Raw genomic sequence first — 17,623 nt, 5'->3', positions numbered from 1 at the left:
TGAACGGGCGGAGGGAGAAATGCACATGACGGACGGCTGTGTCGTCGAAACCGCCAGCGGTCGCGTCCGCGGCCTGGTCGAGCGCGGCGTTCGCGTCTTCAGGGGCATTCCCTATGCCGTGCCGCCGGTGGGTGCGCTGCGCTGGAAGCCGCCGCAGAAGCCGGCACCGTGGAGCGGCGTTCGCGAGACGACGTCCTACGGCAACATGGCGATCCAGGCCGAGAACGTGTTCGGCCTGCCGACCGATCTGCTGAAGCTTTTCACTCTCGGCGGCCGACAGAAGATCAGCGAGGACTGTCTCTATCTCAACATCTGGACATCGGGCCTGGAAGGCAGGAAGCGGCCGGTCCTGTTCTGGTGCCATGGCGGCGCCTTTATCACCGGCTCGGGATCCTCGCCCTGGACCGACGGCGCCAACCTCTGCCGGCTCGACGATGTAGTGGTCGTGTCGATCAACCACCGCCTGGGCGCGCTGGGCTATCTCCATCTGGAAGACATGGCCGGCGAGCAATTTGCCGGTGCCGGGACGGCGGGCATGCAGGACATCGTCGCCGCGCTCGAATGGGTACGGGACAACATCGCGGCGTTCGGCGGCGATCCGGCCAACGTGACGATCTTCGGCGAATCGGGCGGCGGCGCGAAGGTCTGCGTGCTGATGGCGATGCCGTCGGCCAGGGGACTCTTCCACAAAGCGATCATCCAGAGCGGCCCCGCCGTCCAGATGGCCAATCGCGAGGACGGCGCCAGGACCGCACATCAGGTGCTGCAGCAGCTTGGCCTTGCTCCGGCGGAAGCGGCCAAGCTGCACGCTCTGCCAGTGTCGAAGATTCTCGAGGCGCAGAATGCCGTGCAGGCCACGGTCGGCCGCGCCTCCTTCGCCGACAGGCGCCGCCTGGGTTTCAATCCGGTGATCGACGGCGAGGTCTTTCCGGGCGGACCCTTTGCACCGGAGGCACCCACAATCTCGGCCCACGTGCCGCTGATGATCGGGACCAACAAGGACGAGATGACGCTGTTTCTGGGCCATCTCCCCTGGGTCAGGGAAGCGACCTTCGACAATCTCGGCGAGGCGATGACCCCCTATCTGGGAGAGCGCGCGTCCGAGGTGATCGCGATCTACCGCAAGGCGCAGCAGGGAAAGAGGGCGGACGAGATCGGCGTCGCGATCGTGGGCGATCTCGGCGTGCGCAGCCTCTCGCTCGCCATCGCCGAACGCAAGCTCGCGCAGAAGGCGGCCGAGGTGTTCGTCTACCTCTTCGCCTGGGAGACGCCGGTGCTGAACGGCCGCTTGCGCTCCTGCCACACCCTCGAGATTCCGTTCGTGTTCAACAATCTCGCCGACGCGCCGCTCACCGGCGACGATCCGGCACGACTGGCGCTGGGCGAACGCATGGCACGGGCGTGGATCGCCTTCGCGAAGACAGGCCGGCCGGGACATGCGGATCTGCCCGCGTGGCCCGCCTATTCGACGGCGGCGAGACCGACCATGATCTTCGACACCGAATGCCGGCTGGCGAGCGATCCTTGCGGCGTCGAACGGCGGGTTTGGGAGGACGCATGAAGATCACGGACGTTTCGCTCACGCTCTTTTCGTGGGACGACATTCCCGCCACGCAATATGGCCAGACCTCCCGCTTCGCCGGATCGAGCGCGCTGGGATTGCTTTGCCTTCGCACCGACGATGGCGTCGAGGGCCATGCCTTCCTGGGCTCCGCGTCCAATTCCGCGACCACCGACGCACAGGGCCTGATCACCCATCTGAAGCCGATGCTGATGGGGCGCGACCCGGTCATGCGCGAGGCCATTGTCGCCGAGCTCTGGCGACGCCAGCGCAGTGCGGGCGTGCGCTGCATCGGCGCCGTCGATGTCGCCCTGTGGGATCTGCTCGGCAAGGCCATGGGCCAGCCGATCCACCGGCTGCTGGGCACGTTCCGCGAATCGGTGCCGGCCTATGCGAGCTCCGCCGTGCTCGCTTCGCCCGAGGCCTACGCCGAGGAGGCGGTGAAGCACAAGGAGGAGGGCTGGGCCGCCTACAAGATCCATCCGCCGACCGAGTGGCGGAAGGACATCGAGGTGTGCGAGGCGGTGCGCCGCGCGGTCGGCGACTATACCATCATGCTCGATTCGACCTGGGCCTACGACTATCCGGCGGCGTTGCGCGTCGGTCGGGTCGCCGAGGCGCTGGGCTTCTTATGGTACGAGGATCCGCTGCACGACCAGGACATCTACAACTACGTGAAGCTCAAGCGGCAGCTTTCGATCCCGATCCTCGCCACGGAGTATCCCATCACCGGCCTCGAATCCTATCAGCCCTGGATCACGCAGCAGGCGACCGACTTCCTGCGCGGCGACGTGGCGGTGAAGGGCGGCATCACGACGCTGGTGAAGGCGGCCCATCTCGCCGAGGCGTTCCGCATGGGCTTCGAGGTCCATCACGGCGGCAACTCGCTCAACAACCTCGCCAACCTCCACGTCATCGCCTCGATCCGCAACACCACCTTCTTCGAGGTCCTGCTGCCCGACGCGGCCCAGAAGTACGGTCTGCGGAAGGACATTGTCGTGGGTCGCGACGGCATGGTGCACGTCCCGCACGAGCCCGGCCTCGGCGCCGACATCGACTTCGAGCTGATCGAGCGCAAGAAGATCGCGGTGCTGTCGTAGATTGTCCTGCCGCGGCTACTTGTCGAGCCAGACGTCCTCGAAGCGGAAGCCATTGTAGACGCTGTTCACCTGCGCGACATAGCCCTTCACATCGGGCCTGGTGCAGGTGGCGGCGCGGTTCCACATGATCATCGGCCGCGCGTTGTCCTCCAGGAGGCGGCGGTCGATCTCCCAGACGAGCTTGCGGCGCTTCTCCCTGTCCGTCTCGGCCGACTGCTGCTCGATCATCTTCTCGATGTCGGGATTGCAGTAGCCGGTGTAGTTGCGCGTCGACTTGCAGGAGAAGTTCTCGAAGAAGTTCTGGTCGGGATCGTCGACGCCGTTGCCGGTGGTGTTGAGGCCGACGGAATATGCCTTGCGCGCCACCTTGGCGTACCATTGCGAGGTCTCGACGATATCGATCTCGGCGTCGATCCAGATCTCCTTGAGCTGTCCGGCAAGGATCACGGCCGGATCCTTGTAGAGGGAGATGCCGCGTGTCGAGACCTTGATCTGGAGATGCTTGTCCGGTCCATAGCCTGCCTTCTTCATGAGCTCGCGCGCCTGGCTGCGGTTCTTGTCGACATCCGGCCCGTATCCCGGGACCGAAGCGACCATCTCCGGCGGCAGCCCCCAGATGCCGTCCGTCGGCGGCTGCATGACGCCGCCGATCTGTGCCTGGCCCTGGTTCAGGATGTCCACGAATGCCTTGCGGTCCATCGCGAGCGACAGCGCCCGGCGAAGGTCCGGGTTGTCGAACGGCGGTGCGTCACGGTTCACGATGAGGTTCGTGCTGTTGTTCATCGAGGTGATCTGGCAGACCGAGTCCGGCGCCTGGCTCTTCACATCCTTCAACAGCGGCATGGTGATTTCCCAGGGGAAGGTCATGTCGAAGCGGCCCGATACGAAGCCGAGGATCGCCGTCGCCCGGTTGGACACGATGCTGAACTCGATGCCATCGAGATAAGGCCGACCTTTCTTCCAGTAGTCGGGGTTGCGGGCGAGCTTGATGCCCTCGTTCTGCCGGAACTCGACGAACTTGAATGGGCCCGTGCCGATCGGCTTCGTCCGCATCTGCGCCGAGGGAACGTGACAGGGATAGATCGGCGAATAGCCCGAGGCGAGCAACGAGGGAAGCGACGGCTGGGCATGGCGTAGATGGACGGTGGCCGTGAAATCGTCGTCGGCCGTCACCGATTCGACGTTGCCGTACCAGGATTGACGAGGGTTGCGGCGCAGCTTGTCCTTGCCCTTGCCGGTCAGCAGGTCGAAGGTGCAGACGACGTCCTTCGCCGTGAACGGCTGGCCGTCGTGCCATTTCACCCCTTGGCGAAGTTTGAACGTCAAGGCCTTGCCGTCGGCGCTCCAGCTCCAGGAGGTCGCCAGGTCGGGCACGATATCGTCCGGGCTGTTCTGCGGCTTGGATTGATCGTAAAGCACCAGATTGTTGAAGACGGACATGAAGGGAATGACGGTCGAGTTGGTCGCTTCCTCGTGGATCGAGGCGCTGGGTGGGTTGTCGCGATGATAGATCTTGAGGATGCCGCCGGATTTTTGCGCCAGAGCCGGCGCCGCGGCGCAGGCGAGGGTGGCCAGCAGGCCGGCCGCGAGAATGAGAGGCCGCATCGTCATCGTCTCCTTCCGCCGTGTCGCCGCATGCCGCGGAGCAGCGTTCGGGCAAACGCTAGCATGGAGGCCACTCTTCGATGCGTGGTATTCGCCGTCGCCGATCGTTCGGCGAAACTTCCGGCCGTCGCTGACGGGCAATGACCATGCGCCTGCGTTGGAAGATCGGCCTGATTGCCGCCGCCACATTGGCGTCGGTCGCAACGGCGCTCGCATCCTTGCCGTCTCTGATCGATGTCGAGGCGTACAAGCCGGGATTGATCGAGGCCGTGCGTGCTGCGACGGGGCGCGAGCTGGTGATCGATGGGCCGATGAAGCTGTCGGCCTTTCCGGTGCCGGGCATCGGCGCGGGCCGGGTCCGTTTCTCCAACGCCGTCGGCGCCAAAGGCGCGCAGATGATCGATGTGCGGTGGGTCGCGGTCACGCCGTCATGGTGGGCGCTGCTGCAAGGCCGGTTCGAGGTCGGCACGCTCACGCTCTATCGGCCGACCATCGTGCTCGAGACCGACGCCAATGGTCGGCCCAACTGGCAGTTCGAGCCAGGCGGCGGGGCCAGGCAGGAAGCGGGAGCGCCAAGCAGCGGCCTGCATCTCGCAATTGGGCGGCTGTCGATCGTGCGCGGCCGCGTGACCTACACGAACCCGCACGACGGCTCGACGCTCACGGCCGAGGATGTCAATGGCAGCGCGACGGTGCATTCGTTCGACGGTCCGTTCCGGATCGGCGGCAGCGCCACCGTGAACGGCATTCCGCTCAAGCTCGATATCGGAGTCGACGCACCGGACGCCAAAGGTCATCGCGCGCGCGTTTCGCTCGAAGTATCCAGTGGCAAGCTCGATTTCGACGGCACCCTGAGCGCGGTGGCGCCCGACGCGACGGCCACGGGGCGCCTGTCGGTGGAGACCGGGTTGCTGAGCGACTTCGTCAGTTCGATCTGGAGCGCGCTTGGCGGCACGAAACCACAATTCGACACTTCCGGCGCCGGCCGTTTTTCTTTCGAGGGCGACATCGTCGTTTCCCGCGAGAAGATCGCGGCCGACAATTTCGAGGCTCGCGCCGGCAGGGACGAAGCCTCCGGCTCTTTCTCGGTCGCCTTCAGGCCGGCGCCGGCACTCGCTGGAAAGGTCGCCCTCTCGCATCTCGATGTCGACAAGTGGCTCACGATCCTGTCGCGGCCGATCGACTTCGCACCGGCGGCGGTCAGGTCGATGGTAAAGCCGCAGGCGGGAAGCCGGACCGCTTCGGCATGGTCCGCACTCGATGCCGATCTCGAAGCCACCATCGGAGAGGCGCGCTACAGTGGCGGCATCGTGCGCAATCTTTCCCTGGTGCTCAATATCAGGAAGGGCGTCGCCATCGTGCCGCATCTGTCGGCGGTTATGCCGGGCGATATGAAGGTGGAGGTCGACGCGGGCAGCGGCCGCTTCAGCATTGCCGGCAACGATCTGCGCCAGACGCTGAGCTGGCTGGACTTCGATCTGTCGGGCGTACTGCCCGGCCGGCTGCGGGCATTGGCGGTGGATGGCAAGCTCGTCTCGGCGCCAGGCAGCCTCCAGGTGAGCGGGGCCCGGTTCAGGCTCGATGACACGACGGGAACGGCCGGCGGCACACTCTTTCTCAAGTCCCCCTTCTCGGCGAGTCTTCACGCCGAGGCAGGCCGCCTGAACCTCGACGCCTACCTGCCGAAAGGCGCACTGCCCGCGTCCGGCGAGCTGCCGTCGCCCGCGTCGGCCGAACCAACGTCGAGGCCATCGGGGCCCGATGCTCCCAGGGTCGGGCTCAAGCTCAAGATCGCCGATCTCGTCTTTCGTGGCGAGACCCTGAAAGGCATCGAGGGCGATACGGTGGTGCAGGGCAATCGCCTGCAGCTCACGTCAGTCAAGATCGCCGACGCCGTCGGCGCAAGGCTCGATTTGAAGGGAGTGGTGAGTGATTTCGGTACGGCGCCGCGCTTCGACCTTGCATTCGATGTCTCGACCCGGGACGCCGACCGGCTGCTCGTCTATGCGGGATTGCCGCGATTCCTGAACGGCAGGATCGGCCCGCTCACCGCGACAGGCGCGGTCGCTGGCACGTTCGACGCGGTCGCCTTGCGCGATGTCGCGATGAACTTCCTCCGCACCGACAGCCGCCTCTCGGGCACGCTGTCATTGGGCGACGATCTCGCCTACGACTTCCCGAGCTTCTTCCTCCATACCCGTGATGCCAGCGCTCTCGTCTCGGCGGCGAGCGGCAGGGAGATGTCGAGTGTGGGCTACATCCGTGCCACGGGGAGTCTGAAGGGGACGTCGCGGCAGGCGCGTTTCGATGGCGAAGTCCGCGCGCGCGGCAGCCGCCTGCATGGCCGGATCGACACGACGCTCGATCGTCACCCGAGCCTGGTCGCGACCCTCACGGTGCCCGGCGTGCTGAAGGTCGACCGCTGGCTGGGAATCGATCCCAAGTCGGTCGCTCATATCACTCCGGTGGAGGGGGCGCCCGATCCGACGCCGAGCCCAACGACGGCCCAGCCGATCAATCTTGCGGCATTTCGTGCCTTCGATGTGAAGCTTTCCCTGCAGGCCGACAAAATGACCTTGACCTCGCTCACGGTCGAACGGGCGGATATCGAAGCGGCCCTGGCGAACGGCATCATCAAGGTCTCGAAGCTCGGAGGCATGTTCTACGGCGGCACGGCCAGCCTCGCCGGCACGATCGACGCGTCCGGATCGGCGCTCGCCGTCGATCTGGTGGGCAACGTGCATGGCATTGCGCTCGATCGGCTGCTGCAGGGCACCCTGGGGAAGAACACGCTGAGCTCGTCCGGCTTCTCGATCGCGGTCGAAGGCAAGGTCGATGTCAGCGGCCTGCGCATCGCGGGCTCGGGGATCTCCTCACAGGCGATCCGCAACGCCTTGACGGGAACCGGAAGGGTCAGCGGCTACCTTCACCCGGTCGTGGTCGAGGGATCGACCGCCTTCGCGCACTTTGCGGCCAGCATCGGCGGCATCTTCAGTGACAGCCTCGCCTTCGATGCGCAGATCCTGAAGAGCTTCATCGACCGGCAGAATCCCCTCTCCGGGCAGGTGAGCCTGGGGGCGGGCGGAATGACCATGGAAAACCAGGCCATTCAGGGCCAAGGTGCCGTCGCCAATATCGACGGCCGTGCCAGTTTCGCCGACGAGACGATCGACTCCACGGTCATGCTCGAGAACGGTGCCGATCGCTACGTCACCACGGTGAAGGGGGCACTTGCCGCGCCCCTGCTGAGCACCAAACGAAGCTCGGCGCGGTAGTCGCGGGCGCAGAGGTCGGTCTACGCCGCGCGGTTCTTCAGGATGTCCCAGGCCTGGCGGAAGGTGCCGACCATCTCCTCGGCCGGAATCGCGCCGGAGAAGAGAACATGACCCTGGAGAGCGAAGCTCGGCACGCCCTGGATACCGGCATTGCGCGCCATCTGGTCGTGGGCCAGCACCTCGCGCCGGCCCTCGTCGCTCGCCAGCATCTTCCACACGGCATCCGGGTCGAGGCCGCCGGCGCCGCCGATCGCGGCCAGCAGCTCGGGATCGCCGAGATCGGCGCCGTCGCAGAAATAGCCCTTGAACAGCGCCTCGACGACACCGTCCTGCACCCCCTGCTGCGCAGCGTAGCGGATCAGCCGATGGGCATTCAGCGTGTTCGGTGTGCGCGTAAGCTTCTCCAGATGGAATTCCAGACCCACGGTCGCGGCGGTTTCGGTGATGCGCCGATCGATCGCCTGCGCGCGTTCGGCGCCGCCGAACTTCGCCGCCCGATAGGTCGCGCGGTCGACCCCTTCGGTCGGCATGTCGGGATTGAGCTGATAGGGATGCCACATCACGCTGAAGCGGAGCTGCTCCTGCGCCAGGCGCTCGAGCGCCTTTTCGAGCTGGCGCTTGCCGATATAGCACCAGGGACAGATCGCATCGGAGATGACGTCGATCCGCGCGGCGGGAGCGGTCTTGTCCATGGCAAAGTCCTTTCCGTTCCGCTGGTGTACCCTATACCCGCACCGTCACCCGAACAACGAGGTCCCTCATGCAAGAGCCCCGCTACCGTTCCGCCCTGATCGTCGGCACCGGCCCGGGCCTCAGCGCGTCGCTGGCACGCCTGTTTGCCAAGCACGGGCTGACCGTGGCGGTGGCCGCCCGCCAGACCGACAAGCTCGCGGCCCTGGCGGCGGAGACCGGCGCAAGCGTGCACAGGTGCAACGCCGCCGAGCCGGCCGATGTTGCGGCGCTTTTCGCCGCGGTCGAGGCGAAGGGCGAGACGCCCGATGTCGTGGTCTACAACGCCAGTGCGCGCCTGCGCGCCCCGCTGGTCGAGCTCGCTCCGGAGGATGTGAAGCGCGCAATCGAGGTCAGCGCATTCGGCGCCTTCCTGGTTTCGCAGCAGGCGGCACGGCGCATGCTCCCGAAGGGGCGTGGCGCCATCCTGCTCACCGGCGCCACGGCGGGCGTCAAGGGATTCCCGCTTTCGGCCACCTTCGCCATGGGCAAGTTCGCGCTGCGTGGCCTCGCCCAGTCGATGGCGCGCGAGCTGGCGCCGAAGGGAATCCACGTGGCCCACTTCGTGATCGATGGCGGCATCCGAAGCGCGGCGCGGCCCGTGCCGTCCGATCCGCCCGACAGCCTGCTCGATCCCGATGCCATCGCCGAGACCTACTGGGCCGTGCTGCAGCAGCATCGCAGTGCCTGGAGCTGGGAGGTCGAGGTCCGGCCGTGGGTGGAAAAGTTCTAGCCCTCGCCTCCCGTCATATGGCCTGTCTGTGATATGGAACGGGAACGAAAGGGAGCAGCTCGATGAAACCTCCAATATCGACCATGACCGTTCTGTTCCTGGCGGGCCTCGGCGCGGCCTTGCCGGCACTGGCCCAGGTCGAGCCGCCCCATCGCAAGCCGGGCATGTGGGAGCAATCGCTTGAGCTGTCGGGCGGCAAATCGATGACGATGCAGATGTGCATCGACGAGGAAACCGAGAGACAATATTCGGCCATGGGCAGGAACAGGCCGGGCTGCACCCACGAGTTCCACAAAATCCCCGGCGGCTATTCGTTCAAGGGCACCTGCGACGGCAAGACGGCGACCGGCACCGCGATCGGCGACTTCGACAAGGCGATCAAGGTCGAGGTCGACAGCGAGGGCACGCACATGACGTCCAACCTCAAGTATCTCGGCCCCTGTCCGGCCGATCGCAAGGCCGGCGACGTGGTCATACCCGGCGGCCGGGTGGTGAACATCAAGGATCTGCCGCACTGACGCCGACGACCGGCGTCCCTTTCCGCAGCAGGTGCAGGACCGCGTGAAGATCGGACGCGATGTGCAGGCACTTCGCCCGCACCTCGTCGGTGGGCTGCAGGATGTCGGGCACCATGATGGCCATCGTGCCGGCGGCATGCGCCGCGGTAAGGCCGGTATTGGAGTCCTCGAAGGCAAGGCAGTTCTCGGGCGCGACGCCGAGCCGGCGGGCCGCCTCGAGATAGACGTCGGGATGCGGCTTGCTGCGCGGGACATCGTCGCGCGTGGCGATCGCCTTGAAGTAGTCGATCAGGCCCGCGCGGCCAAGGTGCTTGGCAACGGTCGCCTGGCTCGAGGAGGTCGCGATGCCGAGCGGCAGGCCGCGTGCGACCAGGAAGTCGAGCAACTCGACCGTGCCCGGCTTGACCGGCATTCCCGCGTCGAAGACGCGCGCGGTGTGTGCGTCGAAATGGTCGGAGAAGGTCTCCAGCTCGAAGCCGGGACCGTAGAAATCGCGGATCATGCCGTCGCAGATCGGGCCGGGGATGCCGATCATGGAATGGCAGAAGTCGAGCGGCATCTCGAGCCCCATCGCCGCGGCGGCGGCCTGCAGGGCATCGATATAGACGGCCTCGGTGTCGATCAGCAGGCCGTCCATGTCGAACAGCGCCGCCTTCACAGGTTTCGGGAACATGGCTTGTTGTAGGGCAGGAGGGGCAAACGGCAAATGCGCGAAATTTCATGGCCGTCCCTAGGGTTTCTGCCGATGCCTCGGCCGCCAATCGCGCTAAGCTGGCATTCTCCAATTTGCCGAGGAGTGCGCCATGTCCGTCGAGACCGCCGACCCCATGCTTGATCTCGTGACCGCCGCGAAGCGGGTATTGCCGGGCGGCAGCTTCGGCAACCTGCCGGCCGAGGTGGTGCTGAAGGACGGCAAGGCGGGCCGCATCTGGGACGAGGCGGGCCGCGAGTATGTCGACTTCCTGCTGGGCTCGGGGCCGATGTTCATCGGCCATGCCCATCCCGAGGTGACGGCGGCGGTGCAGGGGCAGGTGCCGCTGGGCACGACCTTCTTTGCCAACAATCGGCATGGCATCGCGCTCGCCGAGGCGATCGTCGAGGCCGTGCCGTGCGCCGAGCAGGTGCGCTTCGTCTGCTCGGGGACCGAGGCCGACCTCTACGCCATGCGCGCTGCCCGCGCCTTCCGCAAGCGCGACAAGATCCTGAAATTCGAGGGCGGCTATCACGGCATGAGCGACTACGCCCTGATGTCGATGGCGCCCAAGAATCCGGGAAACTTCCCGCGCGCCATCCCCGATTCGGCGGGCATTCCCAAGAGCGTCCAGGACGAGATGTTGATCGCGGCCTTCAACGACGTCGAGATGACCGAAAGCCTGATCAAGGAACATCGCGACGAGCTTGCCGGCGTCATCGTCGAGCCGTTCCAGCGGCTGATTCCGCCGGCGCCCGGCTTCCTCCAGGCGCTGCGCCGCATCACGCAGGAGCACGGCATTCCGCTCATCTTCGATGAGGTGGTGACGGGCTTCCGCTTCGCCTATGGCGGTGCCCAGGAATATTACGGCGTCACGCCCGACCTCTGCACGCTGGGCAAGATCGTGGGCGGCGGCTTTGCGCTGGCGGCCATTGCCGGTCGCGCCGACATCATGGCGCATTTCGACAAGCTCGCCGTTGCCGACGAGGATTTCCTGTTCCAGGTGGGCACGCTGTCGGGCAATCCGGTGGCCTCGGTCGCTGGCTTGGCGACCTTGCAGGTACTGAAGCGTCCCGGCACCTACGAGCGCGTGTTCGAGACCGGCCGCAAGCTGATGGGTGCGCTGGACGATCTCCTCAGGAAGGCGGACATCAAGGCGCGCGTGATCGGCGAGCCGCCGCTGTTCGACGTCGTCTTCACGGACCAGCCGGTGCGCGACTATCGTGACACGCTGAAGGGCGACAAGGCGATCGCCGCCCGCTTCAACCAGCTCTTGCGGGCTCGCGGCATCATGAAGGGCGAGTCGAAATACTATGTGAGCCTCGCCCACACCCAGGCCGACATCGATCACACGATCGGTGCCTGGACGGACTCCGTCAAGGAACTGGCGAAGGGCTGACCTTCGCCGCCTCAGTGCGTCATGCTCCTGAACACGTCGTCACGGAAGACGAAGGCGTGCGTGAGCGCGGCGGCGAGATGGAGGAGGAAGGTCGCGAACAGGGCAAACGCCAGGACGGTGTGCAGCGGTCGCATCAGCGCATAGAGAGCGGCATCATGCGGCAGGATCGGCGGCAGGTGGAATGTCCCGATCAGGGCAACGGGATAGCCCGCCGCCGACAGCATCGCCCAGCCCACGATCGGCTGGGCAAACATCAGGCCGTAGAGCAGCCAGTGCGACGCCGCCGCGACGACGCGAAGCGAAACAGGCATTCCGGTCGGCAGGGGCGGCGGCGGGTTGACGAGCCTGTTCACCAGCCGGATGGCCGCAAGGACGAGGATCAGGATGCCGATCGGCTTGTGGATCGCCACCAGCCGATGATAGTCCGACAGCGAGGAGACCATCGCGACGCCAACGAACAACATGGCGAGGATCAGCACTGCCATTAGCCAGTGCAGCACGCGCGACAGGACGGGGAAATGCGGGATCATGGTCACCTGCCTTGCGGTACCTGCACGGCGCTGGGCGTCTTCGGCTCACCGGCGCGGCGCGAGAAGGAGACCGAGTAGGCGGCCGATCGTGCGGACAGCAGCGGATCGTCGGACGGCTCGATGCCCGCCGGAAGGGTCAGCGGATCGAAACTGATGTCGCGGCAGTTGCTCTCGGCTTCCGCGACGATGCGATCGACGCTGAGCGTGCCGGCATTGACCTGCTGTCGGTCGGTCGGCCAGGGAAGCGTCGCATCGTTGGTCGGATCGCCCGGCTGGCCGATGGTGAGGATCAAATGCCACTGCGCCGGCGCTTTGGCGATCCGGGCGATCAGCTCGTCGAACAGGTAGTTCTTGTCGGCCGGCGGATTGGACGGTTCGGGCGCGAAGGCATCCACCGGCCGCATCGACCAGCGCACCGGCGTCGTCCTGCCGGCCGCATCGACGAGCAGGAAAGCGTTGAGCGCATTGTAGGTCGCGTTGGCGAAGCCCGAAGAGAAGGGATGCGCCCTGATGGTCGCCATCGCCCTGGCCGTCTCCGGATGAGCGGCGAGAAACGCCTTCTTGGCGATCGGGTCGGGCTTGCCCGTCCTTGGATCGCGACGCGACGAGAGGAGCTGCCCGTAGAAGGCCTGCGGATCCCTGACCGGAAAAACGGGGATGTCGTTCATGGCGGTGCGCCAGGTCTCGCCGTCGGCGAGGGCAAAGCTCAGCGCCATGCTGCGCACCGCCGTCGGCTTGTCGGGCCTCATCGGCATGCCGCCTGCCAGCGCGAAGCGCCCCGACACCGGCACGCGGCCCGGTTTGAACGCCGATGCGGTGGAGAACTGAGTGCCGTCGCCGTTGCTCTCGAATGTGCCTGCGAGGCAGACACCCTTGGCGTGATTTCGCCGGAAGCCGGGGTGCGGGCCGTTCACGTCCTCGAATGTGTCGATCAGACGCGTCTGCGTGAGTCGGCCAGAGGTGAGCCAGCCGCCGGTCCAGAGGAACAGCACGATGAGGGCGAGCACGATCGCGCCGATAGCACCGAGCTTTGCGAGCGACGCGGGTTCCAGAAGGGCCGCCAGACTGTAGCGCGCATCAGGCGATGAGGGGCTGGTATTCGGCATGGCATCATCCGGGGTGAGAGGGACCCAGGGAGTGGCGAGCCGCCTGTGGCACTGCATAGCCTGCGCATTCGGCCGCAGGAGATCAAGAAGGCGCGAGGTGCAGGCTATCCGACGATTGCCTGCAGAAAGATGTGCGTCAGCCTCTCAAGAGGCTGCCCAGCGTCAGGCCGAGAACAAGGTCGTCCTCGGCGCCGAAGCTATGGCGAGCGATGCGTCCGGCGCGGTCGACGATGATCGTCGAGGGCGTGCCGCGCAGCCCGTAGGCGGCCATCGTGTGCGGTATCGGACCATCCGGGGAAGGCCGATCGACGGCGACCGGAAAGGCGATCCGGTATTCGTGCAGGAACGCCTCGAGCGCGACCGGCGTCATGGCGGCGTGATGCTCGAACACGCTGTGCAGCCCCAGGACCACGAGACCGTCGAGGTGCCGCGCGATCTCGTGCAGGCGCTTGGCCTGCGGCAGGGCATGAGTCACACAGCCGGGACACAGCATCTGGAAAGCGTGCAGCACCACCACCTTGCCGCGCAGTCGTGCCAGCGTCGGCGGATCGTCGGTGTTGAACCAGCGCTCGACATCGAGCGGCGGCGCCTCGGAAATCTCCGTCAGGGACATAGGGCCGGCTCCACAAGACCGCCTGATCTCAGGGCGCCTCCAGACCGCGGCGCTTCAGCACCGGCTCCAGGGCGGGATCGGAAAGGGCGTCGAGCAGGGCGTTTGCGGCGTCTTTTTCATGCGTCGCCGCAGCGATCGCGCCGGAATAGGTCGTGTAGACCTGGATCGCGGCCGGCAGCAGCCCGGCAAAGCGGATCGTTGGCACGAGCCGCAACTCGCTCGCCTGCTGCAAGGCGATGTCGGCCTCGCCGCGAGCCACCGCCTCGCCGGCCGGACCGCTCTTCACCAGCACGGCCTTGCGCTCGACCTCGGAAGAGACGCCGATCTTCTTGAAGATCTGCGCCAGCGCGTTGCCACTGGTGCTGCCGACGCTCGGGTCCATGTAGGCGATGCGGTGCGCCTTCAGAAGGGTCTCGCGGAAAGCGTCGACGGTCCGGAGGTCGGGCTGCGGTGCGTTCCTGGCCACGGCGGCGCCGATGCCGACGCTGGCCAGCGGCGTGATCGAATCGCCGGTCACGGTCCCGATATCGGCCAGCGCATCGAGACCGTCGGAGGTGAGCACGATCACATCGAAGGCCTCGCCGGCGCGCAGCCGCCGGATCAGGGCGCCGGCCGTGTCGCTCACAACCGCGACCTTGTTTCCGGTCTGCTTCTCGAAGACGGGCACGACGTCCTGGACCACGGGGCGAAAGGCGCCGGTCGTCATGAGCTTGAGATCGGCCGCCGAGGCACCGGAGGCGCCGACGAGCAACAGGCCGGCACTCAGCAAAAGACGAAGAGCTCCTTTCATGCCCGCACTCCCACGATGATGCTCGCGACGACCGCCCGGCCACCCTTGCAGGCGAGCAGCGTCGGCTGGTCTGCGTCGATCCGCAAGGCATGATGGGGCGGGACCCGGTGCAATGTCTCGTCGGTGTCGAGGATGGCCGGCCCGTCGGTGCAATAGGCGATGTGGATACCCGGTTCGACGGCGCCGCGCTCGCCGGCATCGAGAATATCGAGATCGATCGTCACGGCACGACGTGCACCGATCAGATTGATCACCTCGACCGGCCCCGCCTCGAGACGGCTGACGACGGGCAGTTCGCCGGCGAAGCGCACCGGCCTGAACGGCATGCGCACGTCGATCTCGCCGTCGGGCGTCTCGAGCACCAGGCCGCGGCCCGCCACCAGCACCTGCATTCGCTCGAAGCCCGTGTAGTCGGAGAAGGGGCCGGCTTCGGCGATGGGCGTGCGGGTGAAACGCCAGACGCCATTCTCCTCGGCAATGTCGATGGTCGTGCCGCCGCCGTTCTTCCATGGCGTCTGGCGGTACTGCGAAGGATCGAGCAGGGCGATCATGCGGGCCGGACGGCGGCGACCGTCCCTTCGGCGAGCAGGGCCTCGATCTCGGCCTCGGCATAGCCATGCCCGGCGAGGATGGCGCGCGTGTGCTCCCCCGCGACAGGCGCGGTGCCGCGCAGCGTGCCGTCCTTCAGGGGTGCCAGGCCCGGCAGTCCGGGCATCGGCACCGCGGCGTCGAATCCGGCCTGGCACAGCCAATGGACCGCGCCTGTTTCCTTGACGTGCGGCTGGGCGATGTAGTCGGCATAGCTGTTCAATCGCTCGTGCATCAGGCGCGCCCGGGTCAGCCGCTCGCTCCAGACTTTCCACGGCTCGCGGGCGAAGGCCGGCCGCAGGATCGCATAGAGGGCGTCGCTATTGGCAAGCCGCGAGGTGGAGTCGGCGAAGCGCGGCTCATCGGCGAGCGAAGGCATCTCCATCGCGGCGCACAGGCTGCGCCAGTCGCGATCGTTGATGGCGACCATCGACATCCAGCCGTCGGCGATCTGGAACACGCCGCCCGGCGCACCGCCCGGTTTCATCGTGCCGCCTTCCAGGTGGCAGGCCATGAGCCGGATCGATTGGAGGGCGGCGGCCGACTGCATCAGGCTGATGTCGATGTATCGCCCCCGCGTTTCGTCCCGCCGCGCGTAGAGCGCCGCCGACAGCGCCTGGAAGGCATAGAGCGCCGTCGACATGTCGACCACGATCACCGGCACGCGATGGGGAATGCCGTCCTCGCCGCGATTCTCGTTCATCAATCCGGTGTAGGCCTGCAGCACCGGATCCATTGCCGGCCGCTCGGCGAGCGGCCCGGTCTGGCCGAAGCCCGAGATCGAGAGATAGAGCAGCCGCGGCTCGCGCGCCGCAACGGCGTCGTAGTCGAAGCCCAGCCGCTTGATCACGCCGGGCCGGAAGCCTTCGAGGAAGACATCGGCTCCTTTCAGGAGGCGCCACGCCACCTCCTTGCCGGCCGCGGTCTTGAGATCGACCGCGATGCTGCGCTTGCCGAGATTGCCGACGACAGAGAAGGCGGTGTGGCTACCGTAGCGTACGCCGAGCGTGCGCGCCCAGTCGCCGTCGCCGAGGCTCTCGACCTTGATGACCTCGGCGCCGTGCTGGGCCAGCAGCATCGCGCAGTAGGGGCCGGCGATGCCCTGGCTGAGATCCACGACCTTCAGCCCGGCGAAGGGGGCGTCGTAGCTCATGCCTTCTTCGTCATGGATGGTTGCCTCGCCTCGAATTTTGCCCACCATAGCGCGGGTTTCACAGGAGCCGCCATGCCGACCATCCGGCGTCTTTCGTTCATCGGTCTGGAATATGCCTTCGCCCCGGGGAAGGCGTACGGCATGTCGCGCGGCGGCGGCTTTCGCCGCCAGGGCGGCCTCGTGGAGGTCGAGACCGATGCCGGCGTGAAAGGGGTCGGCGAGGCCTTCGGCAATCCCTTCGTCACGCGCGAGTATTTCCGCATGATCGAGCCGTTCTTCGTCGGCAGGAGCGTGTTCGACTTCGAGCACATCGAGGCACGCATCCGCAACGCGATGTATCATCTCGGCGTCGGCAATCAGCTCACCGCCTGCCTTGCCGGCATCAACGTGGCCCTGTTCGACGCCATCGCGCGCGGTTTCGGCGTGCGGGTGTGCGACCTGATCGGCGGCTGCCGCACGACGCGTATCCCGGCCTACGCCTCGACCGGCTTCTTCTCCGACGACCCCGAACGGCAGCTCTCCCACATGCTGGCCGAGGCCGCCGCGCACCCCTATGCCGGTGCCAAGATCAAGATCGGCCGCGGCCTCAAGAGCGATGTCGGCCGCGTGCGGGCGGCGCGGGAGGCGCTGGGGCCCGACAGGCTCCTGATGGTCGATATCAACGGCGCCTACACGGTCGACGTAGCGCTCGAATGCGCGCGCGCGATCGCGCCATTCGACATCCACTGGATCGAGGAGCCGCTGCCGCCGGGCGATTTCGAGGGTTACGCCGAGCTGCGTGCCCGCTCGCCCATTCCGATCGCGGCCGGCGAGGCCCATCACACTATTCGCGACTTCCGGGCGCTGATCGACGGCCGCTGCCTCGATATCGTGCAGCCGTCCATTCCCGGCGTGGGCGGGATCACCGAGGCGAAACGCATCGCCACACTTGCGCTGGCGGCGAACCTGCGATTGGCACCACACGTCTGGGGCGGCGCGGTAGGGCTTGCGGCGGCCTGCCACTTCATCGCCGCCCAGCCGGCGTCGCCGCATGTCGACCACCCACCGCATCCGCAGATGCTCGAATACGACATGAGCGACAACGCGTTGCGCACCCAGCTTCTCGAGACGCCGCTCGAGTTGAAAGAGGGACATGTTCTGCTGCCGCCGGGACCGGGGCTCGGGGTCGAGATCGACCCTGCGACCGTAGAGCGCTACCGGGTTTGCTGATCCAAGCCAGCCGTGCCATCTTC

General features: G+C 66.5%; 16 protein-coding genes. 7 read left to right on the top strand and 9 right to left on the bottom strand.

Annotated elements, in window-relative coordinates:
- Positions 1 to 19 precede the first annotated feature (19 nt).
- Together OJF58_RS06535 and OJF58_RS06530 are read left to right on the top strand one after the other, a co-directional pair.
- Entirely contained in the window at positions 20 to 1,561 is a 1,542-nt protein-coding gene (locus OJF58_RS06535; protein WP_300782850.1) for a carboxylesterase/lipase family protein, read from the top strand.
- Positions 1,558 to 2,661, top strand: coding sequence for an enolase C-terminal domain-like protein (locus OJF58_RS06530; RefSeq protein WP_300782848.1), 1,104 nt, complete (start codon positions 1,558 to 1,560; stop codon positions 2,659 to 2,661). Before OJF58_RS06535 ends, OJF58_RS06530 begins: the two co-directional genes overlap by 4 nt.
- A 15-nt stretch (positions 2,662 to 2,676) precedes the next feature.
- Here OJF58_RS06530 and OJF58_RS06525 read toward each other — a convergent pair whose 3' ends face one another.
- The gene (locus tag OJF58_RS06525; RefSeq protein ID WP_300782845.1) at positions 2,677 to 4,272 is read right to left on the bottom strand and encodes an ABC transporter substrate-binding protein; all 1,596 of its coding nucleotides are present in this window, start codon (positions 4,270 to 4,272) and stop codon (positions 2,677 to 2,679) included.
- Positions 4,273 to 4,412: 140 nt separating this feature from the next.
- Between OJF58_RS06525 and OJF58_RS06520 the strand changes: the two genes are divergently transcribed.
- Positions 4,413 to 7,541 (top strand): AsmA family protein, encoded by a 3,129-nt coding sequence (locus OJF58_RS06520; protein WP_300782842.1) that lies wholly within the window; start codon positions 4,413 to 4,415, stop codon positions 7,539 to 7,541.
- Positions 7,542 to 7,561: 20 nt separating this feature from the next.
- Here OJF58_RS06520 and OJF58_RS06515 read toward each other — a convergent pair whose 3' ends face one another.
- A complete protein-coding gene (locus OJF58_RS06515) occupies positions 7,562 to 8,233 on the bottom strand; it encodes a DsbA family oxidoreductase (RefSeq protein ID WP_300782839.1) in 672 nt (223 codons plus the stop codon).
- Positions 8,234 to 8,301: 68 nt separating this feature from the next.
- Between OJF58_RS06515 and OJF58_RS06510 the strand changes: the two genes are divergently transcribed.
- Both OJF58_RS06510 and OJF58_RS06505 read left to right on the top strand, forming a co-directional pair.
- Positions 8,302 to 9,003 carry an SDR family NAD(P)-dependent oxidoreductase gene (locus tag OJF58_RS06510; RefSeq protein WP_300782837.1) on the top strand — a complete coding sequence of 234 codons (702 nt, stop codon included), beginning with the start codon at positions 8,302 to 8,304 and terminating at the stop codon, positions 9,001 to 9,003.
- A 62-nt stretch (positions 9,004 to 9,065) separates the two neighbouring features.
- Positions 9,066 to 9,521, top strand: coding sequence for a DUF3617 family protein (locus tag OJF58_RS06505; RefSeq protein WP_300782834.1), 456 nt, complete (start codon positions 9,066 to 9,068; stop codon positions 9,519 to 9,521).
- On the opposite strand, the gene OJF58_RS06500 is transcribed toward OJF58_RS06505, so the two are convergent.
- On the bottom strand, positions 9,502 to 10,194 hold the full coding sequence (locus OJF58_RS06500; protein ID WP_300782831.1) for an HAD family phosphatase: 693 nt from the start codon (positions 10,192 to 10,194) through the stop codon (positions 9,502 to 9,504). The two genes, OJF58_RS06505 and OJF58_RS06500, sit on opposite strands and share 20 nt — an antisense overlap.
- Before the next feature lie 130 nt (positions 10,195 to 10,324).
- Here OJF58_RS06500 and OJF58_RS06495 point away from each other — a divergent pair, with 130 nt between their 5' ends.
- On the top strand, positions 10,325 to 11,611 hold the full coding sequence (locus tag OJF58_RS06495; protein ID WP_300782829.1) for an aminotransferase class III-fold pyridoxal phosphate-dependent enzyme: 1,287 nt from the start codon (positions 10,325 to 10,327) through the stop codon (positions 11,609 to 11,611).
- Positions 11,612 to 11,622: 11 nt separating this feature from the next.
- On the opposite strand, the gene OJF58_RS06490 is transcribed toward OJF58_RS06495, so the two are convergent.
- The 6 genes from OJF58_RS06490 to OJF58_RS06465 form a co-directional block, all read right to left on the bottom strand.
- Positions 11,623 to 12,141, bottom strand: a complete 519-nt coding sequence (locus OJF58_RS06490; protein ID WP_300782826.1) for a cytochrome b — start codon at positions 12,139 to 12,141, stop codon at positions 11,623 to 11,625.
- Between the two features lie 2 nt (positions 12,142 to 12,143).
- Positions 12,144 to 13,247, bottom strand: a complete 1,104-nt coding sequence (locus tag OJF58_RS06485; RefSeq protein WP_300782823.1) for a catalase family peroxidase — start codon at positions 13,245 to 13,247, stop codon at positions 12,144 to 12,146.
- Positions 13,248 to 13,383: 136 nt separating this feature from the next.
- Complete coding sequence (locus OJF58_RS06480; RefSeq protein ID WP_300782820.1) at positions 13,384 to 13,860, bottom strand: redoxin domain-containing protein; 477 nt, start codon at positions 13,858 to 13,860, stop codon at positions 13,384 to 13,386.
- A gap of 28 nt (positions 13,861 to 13,888) precedes the next feature.
- Positions 13,889 to 14,650, bottom strand: a complete 762-nt coding sequence (locus OJF58_RS06475) for a substrate-binding domain-containing protein (RefSeq protein WP_300782817.1) — start codon at positions 14,648 to 14,650, stop codon at positions 13,889 to 13,891.
- The gene (locus OJF58_RS06470) at positions 14,647 to 15,201 is read right to left on the bottom strand and encodes a HutD family protein (protein WP_300782815.1); all 555 of its coding nucleotides are present in this window, start codon (positions 15,199 to 15,201) and stop codon (positions 14,647 to 14,649) included. Before OJF58_RS06470 ends, OJF58_RS06475 begins: the two co-directional genes overlap by 4 nt.
- Positions 15,198 to 16,391: a CaiB/BaiF CoA-transferase family protein gene (locus OJF58_RS06465; protein ID WP_300782812.1), complete on the bottom strand. Its 1,194-nt coding sequence runs from the start codon at positions 16,389 to 16,391 to the stop codon at positions 15,198 to 15,200. Before OJF58_RS06465 ends, OJF58_RS06470 begins: the two co-directional genes overlap by 4 nt.
- 72 nt (positions 16,392 to 16,463) lie before the next feature.
- Between OJF58_RS06465 and OJF58_RS06460 the strand changes: the two genes are divergently transcribed.
- A complete protein-coding gene (locus tag OJF58_RS06460) occupies positions 16,464 to 17,600 on the top strand; it encodes a mandelate racemase/muconate lactonizing enzyme family protein (RefSeq protein ID WP_300782809.1) in 1,137 nt (378 codons plus the stop codon).
- Positions 17,601 to 17,623: the final 23 nt, after the last annotated feature.

Source organism: Enhydrobacter sp. (genome assembly GCF_030246845.1).
In the GTDB taxonomy this organism is placed as follows: domain Bacteria; phylum Pseudomonadota; class Alphaproteobacteria; order Reyranellales; family Reyranellaceae; genus Reyranella.
Note: the sequence above shows the minus strand (reverse complement) of the source record. Positions and strands in the feature narration are given on the sequence as shown.

Bases quoted from the DNA above. Each gene is read 5' to 3' on its own strand.
- OJF58_RS06535 (WP_300782850.1), top strand. From the start codon at position 20: ATGCACATGACGGACGGCTGTGTCGTCGAAACCGCCAGCGGTCGCGTC.
- OJF58_RS06530 (WP_300782848.1), top strand. From the start codon at position 1,558: ATGAAGATCACGGACGTTTCGCTCACGCTCTTTTCGTGGGACGACATT.
- OJF58_RS06525 (WP_300782845.1), bottom strand. From the start codon at position 4,272: ATGACGATGCGGCCTCTCATTCTCGCGGCCGGCCTGCTGGCCACCCTC.
- OJF58_RS06520 (WP_300782842.1), top strand. From the start codon at position 4,413: ATGCGCCTGCGTTGGAAGATCGGCCTGATTGCCGCCGCCACATTGGCG.
- OJF58_RS06515 (WP_300782839.1), bottom strand. From the start codon at position 8,233: ATGGACAAGACCGCTCCCGCCGCGCGGATCGACGTCATCTCCGATGCG.
- OJF58_RS06510 (WP_300782837.1), top strand. From the start codon at position 8,302: ATGCAAGAGCCCCGCTACCGTTCCGCCCTGATCGTCGGCACCGGCCCG.
- OJF58_RS06505 (WP_300782834.1), top strand. From the start codon at position 9,066: ATGAAACCTCCAATATCGACCATGACCGTTCTGTTCCTGGCGGGCCTC.
- OJF58_RS06500 (WP_300782831.1), bottom strand. From the start codon at position 10,194: ATGTTCCCGAAACCTGTGAAGGCGGCGCTGTTCGACATGGACGGCCTG.
- OJF58_RS06495 (WP_300782829.1), top strand. From the start codon at position 10,325: ATGTCCGTCGAGACCGCCGACCCCATGCTTGATCTCGTGACCGCCGCG.
- OJF58_RS06490 (WP_300782826.1), bottom strand. From the start codon at position 12,141: ATGATCCCGCATTTCCCCGTCCTGTCGCGCGTGCTGCACTGGCTAATG.
- OJF58_RS06485 (WP_300782823.1), bottom strand. From the start codon at position 13,247: ATGCCGAATACCAGCCCCTCATCGCCTGATGCGCGCTACAGTCTGGCG.
- OJF58_RS06480 (WP_300782820.1), bottom strand. From the start codon at position 13,860: ATGTCCCTGACGGAGATTTCCGAGGCGCCGCCGCTCGATGTCGAGCGC.
- OJF58_RS06475 (WP_300782817.1), bottom strand. From the start codon at position 14,650: ATGAAAGGAGCTCTTCGTCTTTTGCTGAGTGCCGGCCTGTTGCTCGTC.
- OJF58_RS06470 (WP_300782815.1), bottom strand. From the start codon at position 15,201: ATGATCGCCCTGCTCGATCCTTCGCAGTACCGCCAGACGCCATGGAAG.
- OJF58_RS06465 (WP_300782812.1), bottom strand. From the start codon at position 16,391: ATGAGCTACGACGCCCCCTTCGCCGGGCTGAAGGTCGTGGATCTCAGC.
- OJF58_RS06460 (WP_300782809.1), top strand. From the start codon at position 16,464: ATGCCGACCATCCGGCGTCTTTCGTTCATCGGTCTGGAATATGCCTTC.